The sequence below is a fragment of the Lysinibacillus sphaericus genome (assembly GCF_005217585.1).
Classification (GTDB): domain Bacteria; phylum Bacillota; class Bacilli; order Bacillales_A; family Planococcaceae; genus Lysinibacillus; species Lysinibacillus sphaericus.
In genome coordinates this window covers 443,250-462,945 of record NZ_SZPT01000001.1, presented here as the reverse complement: position 1 = coordinate 462,945, position 19,696 = coordinate 443,250, and the positions used below count along the sequence as shown (strand labels likewise).

Here is a 19,696-nt window from a genome sequence, read left to right as displayed (position 1 = left end):
GCTACGATCCTTTTGCCATGTCCATAATAATTAGATCGCGCCCAAAAGCCCAGTCTCATAATTTTGAGAACTGGGCTTTTTTCAATCTTCACAATAACAGTTAATCTGTCAAATTTGCTCAATATGGTGATGGCTAGTTACTTTAACTGCCTTCTTCCGCTGTCAGTTTATCCTGTTGTTGTTTGGTTTTAGATTCTTTAAGCTCATCAATAAGAGTAGTTAAAGATGCTTCTTTATGTAAATCTTTATCTTCAGCATTTTGAAGGTGATCGGCTACTTTTTCTTGCACAGTTTGAATCCGATCCTCTAAATCTGAGAGTTTTTCATATTTTTTATCAATAAAAGTACCCCGGCTAGCATCTAACGCTACTTCACTCGCAAGACGATTTTGTTCGCGTCCTAATGAATTTCTCGACAATTCTAATGTTTCCATTTGTTCTAGTGAAACAGATTTGCCCAAAATATCCTCCAGTGAATTGGCAGGTTGTTCTTTCTTTATTTCTTGATCCTTTTGGTTTGTCGCTTTCTTTTGCTCTTCCATCTGCTGTTCAGCTATTTGGGCATCAATTTCAGCTATTTGTTTTTCAAAATCCTTTAGCTGTTCTTTAATAGACGATAAGTCGCCTCCGTTTTCTAACGTCCGTTCGCTTAAATCACTTTTCATTTGTTGAACGCTCTCACGTTGCTTCATTAAACTTTCAATCAGACTCGTTTTAGCTTGCTGACCTTTAAACAAATTTCGTGCTTGTTGCCCTATTGTTAATGTATCTTTACGAATTAGAGCATTTTGCTGAATCGTTTTAGGTCTATTGGAAGATACATTTGACACTTTAATGAAGTTCGTAGAATTACTATCATGCGTTATTTTCATATTTTACCACCTCATAATCTATATCGACAATTTTTGGGCATTTTTAATGAAATCTAGTTAAACCTAATATTGCCTCAATCTAGAAAAAACAGCTACTCACTTTGTAAATAAATGTTTGATTCATTATTTACAGTACCTGTAGAAGCAAGACGAGTTGCCATTACACGTTATTTTGAGCACCGCGGAACAAATCACAATCAATTTGTTGATCTTTATCTAGACCTTTTATAGCTGCATATGTATTTCCCCATTCACACATTGTGTTTAATACTGGTACAAAAGATTTGCCTAAATCCGTTAAGCTATATTCTACTTTTGGTGGTACTTCTTTAAATATTTCTCTTCGTACAAGGCCATCTCTTTCTAACTGTTTCAATTGATCTGTTAAAACTTTTTGTGTAATGCCAGGTATTAACTCATAAAACTCTTTTGTTCTTACTGATTTTTGACTTAAGAAAAAAAGAATTAAACATTTCCATTTACCACCTGCTATATTCATAAAAATATTAATTCCCGTATTATAGTTCACCATCTAGTTTCCTCCTAACGCTAAATAGGCACCTTTAAGTGGCTATACCACTTTAAAGTGCGTTATTTTCTTCTATATTATTGCTTACTATAATTAAAGCTGCAAGACAATAAAAATTTCGGAGCTGATAGCATGAGTGTAAAAAATATTTTGGAAAAAAGACGTTCAGTTAGACATTATGATGCAAGTTATAAAATAAGTTCAGAACAAATAAGTTCATTAGTTGAAAGTGCAAGCAAGTCACCTAATGGAAATAATATCCAAGCAACACGATACTTAATTATTGATAATCCAGACTTAAGAAATTTAATACTACCTATAGCATTTCATCAGCAACAAGTAATAGAAGCTTCAACTTTAATTGTCATGTTGGGTGATTATCAGGCATTTGACAAAAAGAATATTATCGACATACATGAGGAAGGCTTCCAAGCGGGGTATTACGATGAATCACTAAGGGATTATCTAGCGGATGCTGCAATCAATTATTACAAACACCAATCCAAGGAAGATTTAAAGCTTGAATTAACTAGAGATGTAAGTCTTGCGTCCATGTCATTTATTTTATTAGCAAACGAAGCGGGTTTTGACACGATTACTATGTCAGGCTATGATTCTAAAAAATTAAAAGACATCTTGCATATTTCTGACAGGTATTTAGATGTAATGCTCATAGCTGTTGGGAAAGGTACGAAAGCCGGTCATAAAACAGTAAGACACGATGTAAATAAGATCATTTATAGAAACGAAATCAGTTAATGTTTTGATAGTCTCTGATTAACAAAAGGCAAAACAATATGTTTTTCATGGAAAAAAGCTCAGGCTCAAAATTAATTGAGTACCTGAGCTTTTACATGGTTCTTGTTTACAACCTCTATTGATAAATCAGAATTACTTCGTATCGTCCATCTTCAGCACAGTCATAAATGCTTCCTATAGAAACGTTGTATTCAGGATGTATCTATTCGTATCCTTTTCCAACCGATAAACCTTTGCTGTAAAAGGGTTTGTCGGTTTTTTTTCTTCGCTTATTTATTATCATTGGTGGGGATATGATGGGGGAAATAACAAAATGACCACCCATCACAGAGTGTTCTTTTATGGATTATTCAGCTAAGCACAAGACATCGATAATCAGCCTATTCGCATGTCCACAACCATAAAAAATAGCCCCCTTATCAAATAAAATAAGAGGGCTTTATATAATTCTTAATCTATCACTTATCTCCAACTGGCTTTAATAAATTCGCTGGAAGCCATGAACTTTTTGAGTCGGATTCACTAAATACTTCTAGATAACCATTAACTTCAGTACCTTGCGATTGAAAAACACTACCCTTATCATACATTGTTTCAGATTTAGCTTCATCCAATGGTGTTCTTTTCCCACCTGCATCTTTTGTTAACTCAAAACGCTCTCCGGATTTACTATGTATAGTCTCAGCGATTTTAAGGTCTGTACCAGGATACTGATAACACGCCATCCAACTACCATCATCGCTTTGGCAATACTCCAGCAATTGTCCACTATTTGTATCCAAGAAAGAAATACCCCATCTACTTCTGAAATTAAATCCGTATGATCCGACCCTATAAATACCATCACGATTAATAATAATATAAGTTGGTTCGTTATAAAAAGAGGAACGAATTTTTATTGGTACTTCTTTGAAAACTACCAAATCCGTTGCTTGTACGCGGTATTGCCCCATTTGATAGAATATTTTGTTATCATATTTTTCAATATCATACGTTCTAAAGAAGTTATTTCGCTTTACCACTAAAGATTCAAACGTACCCTCTGAATTTTTCTTGTATACCTTAATGTCTTTTTTAAAGGTCATTTTCCCTGTTTGCCCTTTTACAACTTCCGCTCCATCATGCATCACTTTCGCTTCTGATTTCGTTGGATTTACTACTGCAAATACGAATGCTGTTAGTAACACAATAAATAATTTTTTCATTATTCTCCTCCTACTCAGTTATAAAAACATAATTTCTTAGTATTATATACCAGTAACTTAATATTCTATCAACGGTTGTTAAAAACCCTACAAAAGTATAGTATTTTTCCAAAACATTATTTCTCCCATCTACCATTCTACCCAGTTCACTTTTATATCCATAGCTATTTTGAATAGCTAGCTTTAATGAAGTCAGGTGCACTTTGAAGCTGTGTAATGGCTGCTAAAGACTTTGAACATCACGTAATTAGCTGAAAAAATGGGAACTTTACAATCAAATTTGTCAAAAATAAAAACGTGATAATTTCAGTGAAAAAGAATTATAAGAAGTAGCTGATATTTTAGGGATTAAGTTTGAAGCTCATTTTGTGTTAGAAGAAGGTACGAAGATATAAATAATCTGCGAAGGGCTAACATGTTTAAAAGTTGATTAGCAAAAAGAAGCGACAATTAAAGAAGCAAGCTAAAAAGTCAGTATATGAAGCAACTGGAATTGAGCCTATTAAGATGAAAAAGCCATTGATTAAGAAAAAGCGTAAACCATCTTTAAAACGAACAATTAATAAATTATTCTAAATAGATAACTAAATACGGCTATCTGTTTTTTTCATCTGTACTTTTTATAATTATTTTCCTAAAATGGAAATATAGAAGGAGTAATTTACAAATGAAAAAAATAGTATTTAGTGCAGCAGCAGGCTGTGGAGAGACAACTACAAAGGACGAATCAGCAAAAGAGGAAAAATCGGTTGCTGAAACATCGAATGATTCTAAACATGAAACAGTAGCACCCGTTTCTAAAGATGATGGAAAATTAACTGAGGAAAAGTTCAAACAAATTAAAGATGGCATGCCATATGAAGAAGTAGTTAAAATTATTGGTAGTGAAGGTAAAATTATGTCTGAAACCGATTCAGCTGGTGAACCTTATCATACTGTTATGTATGAATTTGAGACGGATGGTGCCCTAGCTGCTTCTAAAATGATTTTCCAAGGTGGCAAACTAATTAATAAGGCTCAATTTGGTGTTGAATCATCTGACATTGAAATCACTATTGACCAATTCAATAAATTAGAGAATGGCATGACAAAAGAACAAGTATTTGAGATCCTTGGTGGTGAAGGTGCAGTTATTTCTGAATCTGGCGATGTAGTGATGTACAGTTATAATGGTAAGACTTTAGGGGCAAATGCTTCTTTAATGTTCCAAGGTGGTAAATTGATGAACAAGACTCAATTAGGGTTAGAATAATACAAAAAGGTAAATAACGGAAAAACTAGGTACTCAATTAAAATGAGCGCCTGGTTCTTTTTAAAATATTACGCAATGGCTCTTAAAAAATATGCCCAAGCTACATACTCGTCACCTGGTATAGGTGTAACTACTAGAGCTACTACAATTGCTGAGATAGCTAAAGTTTTTATAAATGGTATATTATCTGACCATTTTTGCGCATCAGGGCTATAGACCTTTATGTACTTTCTTTTTATAACTATGTATATGATATGGTTTACCAGTTGACGAATTCTGTTTATCAATTCTGAAACAGTAATTACTTCCTAAATCATATTCACAACTTTGAGAGTTAACATTTGAAGCCAAAGGTGTTATCTCTATAGGAGAACTAGTATATTCTTCATTTTTTCTTTTTCAATTAGCTCTAAATATAACTCATATTCTTTTCACCGCTCAAGATTGATTGAATCTCTTCTGGTAAACTATTCAATACTTCTTGAGGAATATCCATTTTTTCTGTTTCAATTTCTGCTGCTTTTACTTTATTTGGAGATAAAGGAAGCATAGATATTGTAAGTACCAAAATCATTAATGTGGCTATTATCTTTTTCAAAATAATCGCTCCTTTTTTGCATTAGTCTTGATTTAAATGTAATAATTTTTGTAAAGGAATTTTGTCAAAGTCTAAGTTATATTTCTTCTGTAATAACGTCTTAAAAATATTTTCAACAATACCTGTATAAAATGTAACTACTACATCACAGTGTGCTAATGCAACATGGTCTGTAAGTTGTTTAGAAAATTGATCGATTGGTTCTATATGTTCTTTTTTGACAGGATGCTTAGAATAAACACTAACGGTAATCAAATTCCCCCTTAAATCATCTTCAAAAAAAATATCATTAGGAGATAGGTTTAAATCTTTTATTTCAGACGCTCGATTTTCATCAACTATAAATAATCGATAAACATCTTTACCAAACTTAACATCCCATACTTCCATGTCTTTAAATCTTAGTATTCTTTCAAAATAATCAATCATTTCCACACTCCTAATTTATTAAAAATTATTCGAATATTTTACATTAATGATTATAAGAGTTAATTACTCCGAGGTATATTAATACCTATCATTATTATATATTAATTTTCAATCAGAACTTCACGCCACTTTTTTGATTGATGTATAGAGTGTGTCTATTTTTATCTGACACCTTCCTTTTTGTATAATAAAAGCCCTCCACAATATCTGTGGAAGGCTCATTTTAATGACGGTGGCAAATCGGTGGCATCCTCCACCCAAAGGATATAAAATTACTAATAAACAACCTCTATAAACGTTGTTATTTCAACGTTACTTCGTATCATCCATTTTCAATACAGCCATAAATGCTTCTTGTGGCACTTCGACTGAACCGACTTGTTTCATACGCTTTTTACCTTCTTTTTGTTTATCAAGAAGTTTACGTTTACGAGAAATATCCCCACCGTAACATTTTGCTAATACGTTTTTACGCATCGCTTTAATTGTCGAACGTGCGACAATTTTTTGACCAATTGCAGCTTGAATTGGTACTTCAAATTGTTGACGAGGAATTAATTCTTTAAGTTTTTCTACGATTACTTTTCCACGCTCGTAAGCAAAGTCACGGTGCACGATAAAGCTTAGTGCATCGACTTGCTCGGCATTTAATAGGATATCCATCTTCACTAGTTTTGACGGCTGATAACCGATTAGCTCATAATCAAATGATGCATAGCCTTTGGTATTTGATTTTAAATAATCGAAGAAGTCGTAGACAATTTCAGATAATGGCATTTCATAAATAATGCTGACACGTGACGTATCAATGTAATCCATCGTCATGAAATTACCACGTTTCAATTGGCAAAGCTCCATTACCGCACCAACATAATCATTCGGTACCATAATTGTCGCTTTCACATATGGTTCTTCAACACGGTCAATTTTTTGTGGGTCTGGCATAAAGGATGGATTGTCGACTTTAATGGACGTACCATCTGTCATATAAACATCGTAAATTACCGATGGTGCTGTTGTAATTAAATCAATGTTAAATTCACGTTCAATACGTTCTTGTATAATTTCCATATGAAGAAGCCCTAAGAAACCGCAACGGAAACCAAAACCAAGCGCTTGTGATGTTTCAGGTTCATATTGTAATGCAGAGTCATTTAACTCTAATTTTTCTAATGCATCACGTAAATCGTTATACTTAGCTGTATCGATTGGATATAATCCACAGTATACCATTGGATTTAAACGGCGATAACCTGCTAATGCCTCTGCTGCTGGACGATTAGCAAATGTAACAGTATCCCCCACTCGCGTATCACCAACATTTTTAATAGATGCTGTTAAGTAACCAACATCTCCAACCGTTAATTCACTTTGTGGCACACTTTTCGGAGTATGTACGCCAACTTCAATAACATCAAATTCTGCACCTGTCGCCATCATACGAATTTTATCGCCAGGTTTAACCGTACCATTCATAATTCGAATGGAAATAATAACACCTTTATAGGCATCATATACAGAGTCAAAAATAAGTGCTTGTAATGGTGCATCTGGATCGCCTGTTGGTGCAGGAACCTTTTCAACAATTTGTTCTAAAATATCTTCAATACCGATACCAGCCTTTGCGGAAGCTAATACCGCTTCTGAAGCATCTAAACCGATAACGTCTTCAACTTCTTGACGCACACGTTCTGGATCTGCTGCTGGTAAGTCGATTTTATTGATAACTGGCAAAATTTCTAAATCGTTATCAAGTGCTAAGTAAACGTTAGCCAATGTTTGTGCTTCGATGCCTTGTGCTGCATCCACAACTAAAATAGCGCCCTCACAAGCAGCTAAACTACGTGATACCTCATATGTGAAATCGACGTGTCCTGGTGTGTCGATTAAATGGAACGTATACACTTCGCCATCTTTGGCTTCATATTTTAATTGGACTGCATTTAACTTAATTGTAATGCCTCGCTCACGCTCTAAATCCATTGAGTCGAGTAGCTGTGCTTTCATTTCACGGGATGTCAGTGATTTCGTTTGCTCTAAAATACGGTCAGCAAGCGTTGATTTCCCGTGGTCAATATGTGCAATAATAGAGAAATTTCGTATGTTCTCTTGTCTTTTTAATCGTGCTTCTCGGTTCATCTCTTCCACTCCTAATTAAACTATAATGAATTATACTATGAACCACATACAAACCACAACATTAGAACGGGATAAATGCTGTTAAATCAATGGTTACTCTTATTTATGCTTGTTATTTTCTGCAATTCAATGCATCAAAAAGCACCCAATTAAGGCAATCAGGCCCAAAAAGGTGCTTTTCAAAAAGTACATAAAATATGACAAGTGTGTGTACAGGAAGCACTAAATAATTCAATAACTAACTATATAGTTAAAAAAGCACCTGCATGTTGGCAGGCGCTTTTTTAATTCTATTATTTGCTACTCAATTAAAGTAAAATTATCTTTCGCAAGCCCATCCATCTTTGTCTCGATCATGTTTAGGTGCATAAGCAGGGTGGTCAGCTCCTACACCATTTGGGTGATCTTTACGAAGCTCCGTACAATTTTTATAGGTTTTACTGCTATTTGAATTACTAGCATTTGAAGAGCCACTTGGTTTACTCGTTGTCGCGGCAGCTGGATTTTTTGAGCTTAAGTAAGTATCTACTACATAGCCCTCGTAATCATCAGTTGTTACGAACGACCAGCCAGCAATTGTAGAATGAACGGCTACTTCTTCATTTTTAGCTAGCTCCCCTACTTGAACACCTGAAGGGCTTGCAATATTTCTAACAATAAGACTGCTTGCTAGCACATATTTAGTCGTTGGCTGTGAATTGCTCATAAAATTAGTAGCAGCATAGCCAATAACATTACCATACTGGACAAAGGACCAACCATCACCAACTGATCCGAAATCTTTGACAACCATTTTATTTTGTAATGTTGCAATCGTTTTACCTTTTAAAGATGGCGTTTCTTTTACAACCAACCCACTTTTCGAACTCGCAATTTTAATTGTGTATGGCGCATCATCAAGTGCATCTTCCATAATATAACCATCAATCATTTTATTTTCGTTATTTAAATACATTATACGAGAAAAATCATTATGTTCACTAATTGAAATAACAAATTTCCCCTTTTCCACAGTTCCAATTACTTTTGAATTAGTATCAGTTTTTTCATATACCTTTGATGAAGAGTCTGTTACTTTTACTTCTTTAAAAGTGCTAGCGTTTGCAATGTTGACATGGAATGCAATTGCTAACATTAGTGTCATTACTAATACAAGTGTTTTACTTTTCATTTTTTGAGTCTCCCTTTTTGTCATTTGCTATAAATAACCTTTTTATGTAATCCTTGAAAGTTCTTATCATAGGTGTCAATATTCTTGTACCGCTTTGGTAACTAGTGGATTCACTGTATCCATCAATCCCTCCTCCCAATAAATATTATACATAATTGGATTATAATTGGTATAAATATATTAAATTAGAATCACATTATTTTTTCTGCATAAGAAAAAATCCCTGTTCTTTCATATAAAAAGACGAGTCACTCCATTAAGTGACTCGTCTCAGGGAGACTATCTAGCGACAGCAGGATGCTTATTAAACTTCATTCATACGAGCATCAATTGCTTGCTGAATTAGACTCGATAAAGCTTCTACCCCTTTTGGCTCCAAATGTACCCCGTCAGGTGCAAAATATTCGGGATGGTTTAAGGCTGTAGAATGCCAATCAATTAGCGTAATATTCTCACGTTCTTGCGCTTTATTCGCTAAAGCATTGTTTACTTTTGCTTCCCACGGACGTGGTACACGTGTGTTCACTAAGTATATTTCTGCTTGAGAAAAAGCACCAAGAAGCGTGTCAATTTGGTCATTTGTAAAGTAACCGTTTGTGCCAAGTTGAATAATGATAGCTTTATCAGGTTGATTAAAGCGGGCGTAACTAGGGATCAGTTTGACTGCTTGCGAAACTTGTCTCCCGATTTTTCCATCTATTGTAATGTTAGGGTAAAGCGTATGTAAACTTGTAGCAATATCAATCATAACAGAATCCCCGATAGCTAGTAGTTCTTTATACGGTCCTTTCTTCGCAATGTCACTTACATCATCTTTCTCCGTTTTTGACGTTGCTTCGTTATTATCAACAGGTGATTCTACTTGTTCATCTGTGGAATCTTGCTCTACTGTATCCTGATCTTTTGCAGAAGCATGTTGCCCACCATTTATTTTAATGTTTGTTGGGTAAGACTCCTTTGTGTCCTGTGGTGCTTCTCCTACTACCCCTGTTATACCAGTAAAAAACACGAGTAAGAAAAGTGGGATAACAGCAGTTGCAATTTTTCTTGCAATTGAAAAATCACGCCATTTGTTCGGATGGATGATTAAATATTGTCGGAAATATAATCGGAATCCTTTTTTACGAATAGGCATTTCAATAAAGCGATAAGATAATTCAGCGAGCAGTAATATGAGCAATAACTGTATAGTAACACGCCAATAGACAGGGTTTCCGATTTCATGAACAGGAGTACCTAACACAATAATAGGGTAATGCCAAAGATAGATTCCGTACGATCTAGAACCAATCCAGCGAAGTGGCTTCCATGCAAGTAGTTTGCCTAAAAAACTAGCTGGATGACAAACACAGGCTATTAATAGCGCTGCATTTAGACAAAGTAAGAACATACCACCTCTATATAAAAATGCTTGGTATTCATCTACGAATAAAATACTGACAATAAAAATACTAAAGGTAATGACACCTATGCTGTTAAGTTCATAAACATGCTTAGTAGAAAGCTTTTTCGTAGAAAGTCTTTTCATCGGCCAAACGAATGCTAACCAACAGCCTATTAACAATTCGAAGGAACGTGTATCTGTCCCATAATAAATTCGGCTTGGGTCAGCTCCTGGCTGATACAGAATGGCCATAAGAATTGCTGAACAAATTGCGCCAATGAAAATAATTGTTGAAAATTTACTTTGTTTTTTAAATAGAGCTAAACCAATCATCAATACAATCGGCCAAATAACATAAAATTGTTCTTCAATCGCCAAAGACCATAAATTCTTCAATGGGGAAGGCGACCCGAAACTATCAAAATAGGAAAGTTTATGATAAATAAACCACCAATTACTAGAGTAGAAAAGGGAAGATAGCGCATCTCCACGCATAGTATTTAAAAGTTCTTTATGAAAAAACATGACCCACACAAAAGTGGTCATAATCATAACATAGGCAGCGGGCACTAGACGTCGAAAGCGACCAATCCAAAATCGTCGCAAACTGACTGTTAATTGATTCCCTTTCATCGGTAAAATGGTTGAAGTAATTAAATAACCTGATAAAACAAAAAAGATATCAACTCCGAGGAACCCTCCACTGGCCCATCGAAAGTTAAAATGGTAAGCAATGACTGCTAGTACTGCTAAAGCTCTTATCCCATCTAATCCTGGGATATAACGATGATTCAATGTCTTGCCTAACATACTGTTTCCTCCAATAAAATATAAAACGTCGTTCCCTTTATTAAGTTATTTATAAAATGTGAGTATATTGCCTAGCCTCTGCTCCTTTTCTACGCTTTATTCTTTACTTACTTATAATATTAAAGACGTATGAGCCACCTAAAAGGTTGATCATTTTCTTAAGCAAAAAAATTTTCCACGGTGGGATTTTGGTTATACCATGTTCATTCGTTTCTTAGCTACCATAGAGTATAAAAAAATACTATATTTCTTACAAATCATATGTATAAAACATCATTAAAGTCACTTTTATATTAAAAATTTGTAATGTTGCAACCAAACAACAAAAAAAGCATCTGCCCATAATGGAAGATGCTTTTGAAACGGCTTTTTTCATTGATGAACACAATCGAAAATCGCCCGATTCAATAAGGCGTATGAGCTGACTTGAAAAGTATAATGCAAGGTATCAACAATTGAAAGACCTAGTAAAAAATTTTTTTAGGTAATTCTCTCAATTGGCACCTTACATACCATTCATTACCCTTTATTGATGGCATCAAACTATTTTCTAAAGTGGACAGCGATGAAAAAATCGCTTGAACTTGAATAGGAAAAATTCAATATAGTTAATAACTGTTTAACTTTTAGATTCCGTTACAAAGGTTTTTGCAATTGCTTTTCCAATAACAGCAATTGTACGATTTAACTCATCTTCTGTATTATCGATGCCACCTAATTCAATTAAAATCATCTCTTTAGCTAAATCTTGATTGTAGCGACCATCTACATTATCACCACTTTTCGATATAACCCCTCTTGAAACCTTTGGCACAATGTCATTCATGGCAGCAGAAAGACTTTCTGCATAAGCCGTATTCCATCTGTAATTTTTATGTTCTGCGCCTACGACTATAGCAATACGTGCATATGATTGATTGTTGTGCATAGTAGTTGTCGCATTCCGTTTGGCCGAATCTCGATGCAAATCAATTATTAAATTATAGGATTGCTCTTGTAAACGATTAGATAAATAGGGACGTACTGTGTTATAAGCTTGTGGAAAAGTTTTGCCTTCCGATTTCATTACCTTCATCACATCAACATCTAATACATCCGTCTGGATACCGTTCATGCTAAAGTGCTTGGAAATAGCGCCTTGTAAGTTATAAATATTTGTTTTGTCATCATAAACGGCCACTTTTCCGCTAACTGCTTTTACTATCGGTTGATAGGCTTCTTGTGAATGTGTAAATAACAATAATACTTTAAATGGATCCTGCTCTTTTGTCGGCTCTGACGTTGATTTTGGTGTCGATTCTGGTGTCGATTCTTCCGTCTGCTCTTTTGTCTTTTCTAGTTCGCTTTCTTCTTCTAAATTAGTAGCGGCAAACACGACTTGTTTATCCTCTGGTTGTTTCATCGGAGTCGATGCTTGCTTGTTGAACGGAAGTTGCCCAGCAATGACTGGTAATACGAAAAAGAACAATAATAGACCAATTGACCATTGTAGTTTTTTTAGCAAAGTCACACCCTCCTCCCCTTATCGTATGGAGGGGATGTGTCTTTTAGAACGATGAATTTATAGGTCGTTTGCCCATTTTGTAAGCATAGTTGAAATGAGTGTTGCATAGCGATCTATCCAATAATCGGCTTCTTTCGGTGTGACCATTAACTGTGCATGTGAAGCAGCAAAAGTCTCTTCAAAAAGCTGTTGACGCTCCTCTTTTGACCATGTTGCCCATTCACCGAAAATGGGTGTAACGAGAGACATATCAAGTTCTTTATTAATATCTGGACGCCATGAAGATAATGATAATTTAGACGAAGGTTTTCCTCTCTCTGCAACTCGCGCTGCAATCGTGCGTAACATCACCTCTACTGCGTCAGCAATTAGCACGGGTGCATCAACAACTGTTGGAATCCCAATAGCCGTGACAGGGATACCAAGCATTTCTAAGGAAATTTCCTTGCGTTGATTGCCGACACCTGAACCTGGGTGAATGCCTGTATCGGTAAGTTGGATGGTTTTACATAAGCGGTCGCTTGCTCTTGTTGCGAGGGCATCTATGACGATGATGAGTTTTGGTTGTAGACGCTCAGCTAATGCTGCTACAAATTCACCTGTTTCATAGCCTGTTTGCCCTGTCACACCTGGTGCATACATGACAAATTTGTCATCGATTTTATCTAGACTATGCAAGTGATCGATAACATATGGTCCTATGGCATCCGGTGTTATCGTTCGATTGCCAAGCCCTATAATTAATATTTTGTCATCCTTCTGCCAAGAAATTGATTCATGTAACGTTTTAAAGTTTGCTAGCAAGGCTTTTTCAAGTTGTTCAAATCCATCCTCATCTTCTAATGTAAGCGTTGGTACAGAAAGGGTTATATATTTCCCTTCTTTTTTGCCTATTTGTTTCTTGCCTTCTGCGTTCACTTGGACATCGGTTATTTTCACGCGTCCTGCAGTGCGGTCTTCGATTTGAACCCCAGATGATTGTTCAAGTGTTTCTTTTTGTTCCTTCGTTTGATGTAAAACGACCTCTTCAGATTCATCAATTAAATCAGTCCGTTGCCAATTTAAATTTTGCATTCAGCTCACCTCAATTAGTAGTTTGTTCAAACTGTCAAGTAAATATTCTTTGCATTTATCTATTGCAATTTAGCCTAGCGTTTGTTAAAATGATTTTTGTTGTATTGACACAAGAAATCAATGAGAAGATATCATCTCGTACCTATTTTAGGAGGTGAAAGATATGCCAAACATTAAATCTGCGATTAAACGCGTAAAAGTTAACGAAAAAGCAAACGTTGCTAACTCTCAAGCTAAATCTGCAATGCGTACTACAGTGAAAAAAGCTGAAAACGCTGTTGCTGCTAACGCTGAAAACGCACAAGAACTTTTACAAGCAGCTTACAAATCTTTAGATAAAGCAGCTTCAAAAGGACTTATCCACAAAAACGCGGCGGCTCGTAAAAAGTCTCGCCTAGCTAAAAAAGCGTAAGTGTTTATAAAGGATCAGTTTACTCTTCTTGAGTAACTGGTCTTTTTTCGTTTTTCAACAATTATAGGATTGCCCAATAAAAAATCCGCTATGCTTCTTCAAAAAAACATGAGGCCCCTAAAGGTGCTCCATGTCTTCCCCTCGGAAAGGCACAGCGGATTTTCTTTATCAGGAAAACAATTCACACTTGCTATTATGTATGAATCTTCCTTAACTAAATCACTCTTTTTAGATATGGTATTTTCTGCATAATCCACACAACTATTGTGGAAAGCACTAAAATAATGAGTACTTGTAATGGAATAGCAAATAGCGGTTTGACAAAAAGCTCATTTTCATCAAAAAAGTACGGGCGGACTTTATCTAAGATCATTGCATGTACTAAGTACACACCAAAACTTGTTTGCCCAACTAACTTAACAATTCTACTTGTCTCATAGCTTCCACTTGCCACTTTACGATTGACCCAATATTTCACAAAAACAAAGAGAGCGATACTCATCGCAATAACATTTGGACTAGAATAGGAAAAAGCATAGCTTGTAAATTGTCCTTGCTGCTCTGTTAAAACATTTGTACGTAGAATTGTTTCAAGTGCTCCAACTATCCCTAGCATGTAAATGCCCACACGCCATTTTTTCGATAGTTCAAATGTCGCTAAATAGTAGCCCAATATAAAGAAACCGATATACTCACTTAAAGGGAAAAATAATGTAAATTCATTACTCACAATATATGAATAATAACGGAAACCCCCATAAAATAATATCCAGAGAACAACCACATAGCCTATCATTTGTTTCGAGGCATGATTAACGAAAATATTAAAGACGGGCGCTAGTAAATAAATACCGATAAGCGCATAAAAATACCACAAATGATAGTATATCTGATTATTAAAAAACATGATTAGAAACTCTTTCAAAGAATACCCAGGATTCCACATATACGTTGCCCACGCATAATAGATTATTGACCAAGCAATAAAAGGTAGTAAAATTTTATTCGCACGTTTTTTAAAAAAAGTACGCAGCGATTCTTCTTTCCGCCCAAGTAACAGTGCCCCACTAATCATTAAAAAAATGGGCACACACCAGCGCGATAATGCATTATAAACAATGCCTGTTTGCCAGTCAAATAAAGTAATTTTGTCATAAAGCACGACATAAGGAGTCGCAGCATGTAAAAGTAATACGCCTAGAATTGCAATGGCTCTAAGGCTGTCCATGTACTGAATTCGTGTATGCACGTTCAAAAACCCCCCACGACATTATACAACCATTCATGCCCAACTAGTTAATCTTTTTTACAGTTGGCGTAGTAAAAATAGTTCTAAATATCGCTCGCGGTTTCCTCCTGCTGTTTTTAACTGTAAATCGACTTCTGCCAACTGATATAAAGCTTTCAGTAAACTTTCTTCAGATGGACGGTTGCGTTGCTCAACCATTAACTTGACACGATATGGGTGAATTTTTAAGTTTTTTGCAATTTGCTGTGGATGATAGCCCTTTTTCAGCAAATAAAACACATTCGACATCGTCCGAACATTCGAAGCAAGAAGCCCGACAAGCATAATCGGCTCCTGCTTTTGGCGCAATAAATCATGGTAAATCGACAATGCCGCTACAGGGTCATGTCCAAAATATGCGTTTAACATTTTAAAGGCATCCTGTTCTAACGTTTTTGCTACTAAATCTTCTACGAGCATCGTTGTTATTTCTCCGCCCTCACCTACATAGAGCGATAGTTTTTCCATTTCCATCTGTAGCTGCAGCATATTCGGTCCAACCATTGATACAAGCTGCTCAATAGCACTTTGTGTAATCGTATTGCCCTGTGCTTTCACAAGTCCTTGAATCCATACTGCTAAATCTTGTTCTTTCGGCGTTTCGGCTTGGACAATGAGCGCATGCTCTTTCATCATTTTTGTCACTTTTTTACGTTCATCTAGCTTTTCGTATGGTGCAATAAAAACTGTTACAGAAAAATCTGAAGGATTTGCAAGCCATGCCTCCAAACGTTTCACATCATGCTCGATTTTTTCTTTTCCCTTTTCAGTTGCCTTTAAAAACGATGCGTTTTTAGCAATCACCAGTTTACGCTCTGAAAAAAATGGAATCGTATCCGCTTCATCCATTACGACATCTACCGGTAATTCCTCTAAGTCAAAAGCCGTCATTTCAATTTCTTCTTCTGTGCCGAGGGCTTCCTTTAAACGTTTCACTGTTTCATCTATAAAATAGCTTTCTTCACCAATTATTAAGTATACAGGTGCAAGCTGACCTTTTTTTATATTGTTCCAAACCGTTGATATCATATTTTTACCTCCATCTAGCAATACTATTAGTATACATGATTTAGTTTCGGTTGTGACTTTGGGCTAAATTGTGTCGATTCCTTGCCACATTGGTAATTCGTCTTTTCGATATAGCTTTTATGAAAATGATGTCTTATAATAAATAACAGAATTGGAGGGATGACAATGAATCCATTTGAAGGTAAAAATATACAATGCAAACGTAACGATGCTATTGATTCTGGCGTTGGTTTCGGCGTATCTTTTGGGGTTTTCACTATTATGTTTATCATCGCAGTAATAGTAGACTACGCAGCAATGTAAGATACCTTTTATACCAATGTAAAAGACCTTGTTCAGTTTTGGACAAGGTCTTTTTCAGTACGCACATCCCATCTATCTTTATGTGCTACCACTTCAATCGTCCCATCTGTACCCGTTATCATCGTTGCTAATTCACGCCGTCGAAAACGTTCGACTACTATTTCATGCGGATGATTGTAGCGATTATTACGTCCTGCACTAAAAATGGTTAATTTAGGCTGTAGAAGCTCTACAAATGGCTCAATGCTTGAAGTTTTACTACCATGATGCCCAGCCTTTAATAGCGTTATGTTTGCCAATTGTGGACCATATTGCTTTATTAACTGATGTTCACCAGCTTCCTCCAAATCGCCTGTTAACAATGCACGAAACGATTCCTGTTGTATAAATAACACAAGGGAATCATTATTGCCCTCATAATGTGTATCATCCGGTGATAAATAGTGAAAATTTGTCGACCCCACACGCCATGAAGTACCTTTCATTTTTTCTTTTACAGGAACTTTTTGTTTCGCCGCTTCCGCTAATAAGTCTTGCATTACTGGTGTATCGAGAGAGCTAGGTGTTACATGAATTTCACGCACCCTAATCTCCTCTAGCACTTCTTCTGCCCCCTCTACATGGTCAGCATCTGGGTGTGTCATAATCATTATATCCACCTGTCGAATACCTTTTCCTTTTAAAAACGGGACAATAACCTGCCTACCAACCTCATAGGGGCGCTTAGGAGCCTTCCAATCCTCTTCCTTGAATCGAAGTACACCTCCAGCATCTACCACGTATACGGCCCTTCTAAACGGTAATTCGATGACTGTACAATCACCCTGCCCTACATTTAAAAATGTCAGCCTCGTTTCGCTATATAATTTAGGTGCAAATTCAATACAAAGAACAGGTATTAAAAGCAATATGGCAACTTTACCATAGCGTCTCGCTTCTAAAAAATACAAGCTACTAAGCACGCTAACAAACGCTAGACACACAAGCCATAATGCAGGTTTCCCAGGCGTCCATAGTTGCATCGGCAAAGCTTGTAAATATATGATGGCTTCCGACAGCCAAGCACGCAAAGGCTCATAAAATTTGAAAAATAGCTTAGCTAAAGGCATCGAGATGAACGAGACAATGAGCAACGTCAGATTTGTCGGTAAAATAACAACCGAAAATAATGGCACAAAAACAATGTTTGCAATAAACGATGAGATTGATAGTTCATAAAAGTGATAAAGTAATAGCGGATACACAAGTAGTTGGCATACAAACGTGACTAACAAAGATTTGAACAACCAGTGCCTGCCCTGCAAGATTGCATTCGAGTATAAAAGGCTCATTGTTGCAAGGTAAGATAACTGAAAGCCCAGTTGAAATATTACCCCAGGCTCCAATAAAACAAAGCCAATAAAACTAATGGCTAGTGCGTCATCAACTGGTAACTGCCACCTCGCAAAGCGCATTAACATCACCAGTTCTACAACCGAAACAGCTCGAACTACAGAAGGTGCTCCACCGGCTAACACACCATACATAGGTAACACAACGAGCAGGACAATTGTCGCTATTTCTTTTCGTATACCCACTCGTAGTAATCCTTCATAAAACAACCATGAAACGAGTGCGACATGTAAGCCAGAGATAGCAAATAGATGCGTAATGCCTAGCTTCTGATATGCTCGCTGATGCTCTTCGTCTACATGATCCCGTAAACCAATAAGCAACGCCTGTGCCTCTGCTACAAGGGAGGCAGGAAAAGTAGTTTCAATATGCTTTTTTAGGTGGAATCTGTACTTTGCAAGCACTATGCCTAATGATTTTTCTTTTGATATCAACGACCAACCCTTGACTTCAAAAATGCCCCTTGCGCCTTTGCTCACTAAATATTTATCAAAGGACAAAGCGTAAGCATGTGCTGGTGGATTCGGTGCTACCAGTTCGCCCTGAACGACATAGGTAAAACCTGTAATCGATGTCGTTTCATAAAAATGTTTTTCTTGCTCTGAGGACAATGTATACATCACATAGAGTTTTTCACCTGTCTCTGTTTTTGCAAAACCACTAAGCCGTTGCCCATTAATTTTATAGTCGCTCGTCCATGTTAATTGAAAAGTTGACGGTAAGGGGGAAGGTTCCGTCAATCGAATGGTGGAAAAAAAGAAGAAAGAAAGCAGTCCAACACCTATCACAAGTGCTGGTATCATCATTGCCTCACCTTTTAAAATAAGCCATGATGCTAATAACAGAACACCAACAAGTAGCCAAGCTGACTTGTGTGCCGCAAGCGAAGCAACAAGTACAGCTAGTGCTACATAAATCCATTTATGCTTTATTGTATTTTGCCAAATAATGCACTCACCTTCTGTTCATAAGGGAGCAATTTTTCTGCTGGCATGCCGCTTTCACGTAATGCATGTAGCATATCTATGTACAAGGCTAATTTTTCATTTCTTAAAAAATCAATTTTGCGCTCATCAAAGGGTACATGTAATACTTCTACACCTGCTTTTTTAAATAACTCTTGAGCATATGGATTATTTTTATAATCTGTTGCATAATAGACACGTTCAATCCCTGCTTGAATAATGGACTTCGTACATGGTAAACAAGGGAAATGTGTCACATACAAATCTGCTCCTTTGGTCGGTGTACCGTACTTGGCGCATTGTAGAAGAGCATTCATCTCTGCATGCACCGTACGAACACAATGGTTATCAACAACATAGCAACCCTCTTCAATACAATGTTCATCACCTGTAATTGAGCCGTTATAGCCTCCTGCTATAATGCGTTTATCACGTACAACTGTTGCGCCTACTGCTAGTCTTGTACAAGTACTACGTAACGCGAGTAAATGGCTTTGTGCCATGAAAAATTGATCCCAAGTAATACGCTCCATATGACTACCTCCTAAATTTACTTACATTAATAACAAACTGCGCTTCCAT

Annotated in this window: 18 protein-coding genes; 4 read left to right on the top strand and 14 right to left on the bottom strand. The window is 36.3% G+C overall.

Going from position 1 to position 19,696, the window contains the following annotated elements; all coding sequences use genetic code 11:
• Positions 1-142 precede the first annotated feature (142 nt).
• A complete protein-coding gene (locus FC748_RS02225; protein WP_024363070.1) occupies positions 143-871 on the bottom strand; it encodes a coiled-coil domain-containing protein in 729 nt (242 codons plus the stop codon).
• 160 nt (positions 872-1,031) lie between these two features.
• Positions 1,032-1,403 (bottom strand): winged helix-turn-helix transcriptional regulator, encoded by a 372-nt coding sequence (locus FC748_RS02220; protein ID WP_108029815.1) that lies wholly within the window; start codon positions 1,401-1,403, stop codon positions 1,032-1,034.
• 129 nt (positions 1,404-1,532) lie between these two features.
• On the opposite strand from FC748_RS02220, the gene FC748_RS02215 reads away from it, so the two are divergent.
• On the top strand, positions 1,533-2,159 hold the full coding sequence (locus FC748_RS02215; protein ID WP_108029816.1) for a nitroreductase family protein: 627 nt from the start codon (positions 1,533-1,535) through the stop codon (positions 2,157-2,159).
• A gap of 458 nt (positions 2,160-2,617) precedes the next feature.
• On the opposite strand, the gene FC748_RS02210 is transcribed toward FC748_RS02215, so the two are convergent.
• Positions 2,618-3,364: a hypothetical protein gene (locus FC748_RS02210; protein ID WP_108029817.1), complete on the bottom strand. Its 747-nt coding sequence runs from the start codon at positions 3,362-3,364 to the stop codon at positions 2,618-2,620.
• 667 nt (positions 3,365-4,031) lie between these two features.
• Here FC748_RS02210 and FC748_RS02205 point away from each other — a divergent pair.
• On the top strand, positions 4,032-4,616 hold the full coding sequence (locus FC748_RS02205; protein ID WP_108029818.1) for a hypothetical protein: 585 nt from the start codon (positions 4,032-4,034) through the stop codon (positions 4,614-4,616).
• Between the two features lie 409 nt (positions 4,617-5,025).
• On the opposite strand, the gene FC748_RS02200 is transcribed toward FC748_RS02205, so the two are convergent.
• The 7 genes from FC748_RS02200 to gpr form a co-directional block, all read right to left on the bottom strand.
• Positions 5,026-5,214, bottom strand: a complete 189-nt coding sequence (locus FC748_RS02200) for a hypothetical protein (protein ID WP_025220057.1) — start codon at positions 5,212-5,214, stop codon at positions 5,026-5,028.
• Between the two features lie 21 nt (positions 5,215-5,235).
• Positions 5,236-5,643, bottom strand: coding sequence for a hypothetical protein (locus tag FC748_RS02195; RefSeq protein WP_108029820.1), 408 nt, complete (start codon positions 5,641-5,643; stop codon positions 5,236-5,238).
• A gap of 312 nt (positions 5,644-5,955) precedes the next feature.
• Positions 5,956-7,782, bottom strand: coding sequence for a translation elongation factor 4 (gene lepA, locus FC748_RS02190; RefSeq protein ID WP_103976185.1), 1,827 nt, complete (start codon positions 7,780-7,782; stop codon positions 5,956-5,958).
• Positions 7,783-8,101: 319 nt separating this feature from the next.
• Positions 8,102-8,953, bottom strand: a complete 852-nt coding sequence (locus tag FC748_RS02185) for an excalibur calcium-binding domain-containing protein (RefSeq protein ID WP_024363077.1) — start codon at positions 8,951-8,953, stop codon at positions 8,102-8,104.
• 304 nt (positions 8,954-9,257) lie between these two features.
• A complete protein-coding gene (locus FC748_RS02180) occupies positions 9,258-11,147 on the bottom strand; it encodes an acyltransferase family protein (protein WP_108029821.1) in 1,890 nt (629 codons plus the stop codon).
• Positions 11,148-11,766: 619 nt separating this feature from the next.
• Positions 11,767-12,657, bottom strand: a complete 891-nt coding sequence (spoIIP, locus tag FC748_RS02175; RefSeq protein ID WP_227665364.1) for a stage II sporulation protein P — start codon at positions 12,655-12,657, stop codon at positions 11,767-11,769.
• 51 nt (positions 12,658-12,708) lie between these two features.
• On the bottom strand, positions 12,709-13,725 hold the full coding sequence (gene gpr / locus FC748_RS02170; RefSeq protein ID WP_108029822.1) for a GPR endopeptidase: 1,017 nt from the start codon (positions 13,723-13,725) through the stop codon (positions 12,709-12,711).
• A 163-nt stretch (positions 13,726-13,888) separates the two neighbouring features.
• On the opposite strand from gpr, the gene rpsT reads away from it, so the two are divergent.
• Positions 13,889-14,137, top strand: a complete 249-nt coding sequence (gene rpsT, locus FC748_RS02165) for a 30S ribosomal protein S20 (RefSeq protein ID WP_024363081.1) — start codon at positions 13,889-13,891, stop codon at positions 14,135-14,137.
• Between the two features lie 214 nt (positions 14,138-14,351).
• On the opposite strand, the gene FC748_RS02160 is transcribed toward rpsT, so the two are convergent.
• Both FC748_RS02160 and holA read right to left on the bottom strand, forming a co-directional pair.
• Positions 14,352-15,386, bottom strand: coding sequence for an acyltransferase (locus tag FC748_RS02160; protein WP_024363082.1), 1,035 nt, complete (start codon positions 15,384-15,386; stop codon positions 14,352-14,354).
• Positions 15,387-15,443: 57 nt separating this feature from the next.
• Positions 15,444-16,454, bottom strand: a complete 1,011-nt coding sequence (gene holA, locus FC748_RS02155; RefSeq protein ID WP_025220064.1) for a DNA polymerase III subunit delta — start codon at positions 16,452-16,454, stop codon at positions 15,444-15,446.
• Between the two features lie 165 nt (positions 16,455-16,619).
• Here holA and FC748_RS02150 point away from each other — a divergent pair, with 165 nt between their 5' ends.
• On the top strand, positions 16,620-16,757 hold the full coding sequence (locus FC748_RS02150; protein ID WP_024363084.1) for a YqzM family protein: 138 nt from the start codon (positions 16,620-16,622) through the stop codon (positions 16,755-16,757).
• A 32-nt stretch (positions 16,758-16,789) separates the two neighbouring features.
• Here the strand turns inward: FC748_RS02150 and FC748_RS02145 are convergent, their stop codons facing one another.
• Positions 16,790-18,955: a DNA internalization-related competence protein ComEC/Rec2 gene (locus tag FC748_RS02145; protein ID WP_244311188.1), complete on the bottom strand. Its 2,166-nt coding sequence runs from the start codon at positions 18,953-18,955 to the stop codon at positions 16,790-16,792.
• 122 nt (positions 18,956-19,077) lie between these two features.
• Positions 19,078-19,647, bottom strand: coding sequence for a ComE operon protein 2 (locus tag FC748_RS02140; protein WP_024363086.1), 570 nt, complete (start codon positions 19,645-19,647; stop codon positions 19,078-19,080).
• Positions 19,648-19,696 lie beyond the last annotated feature (49 nt).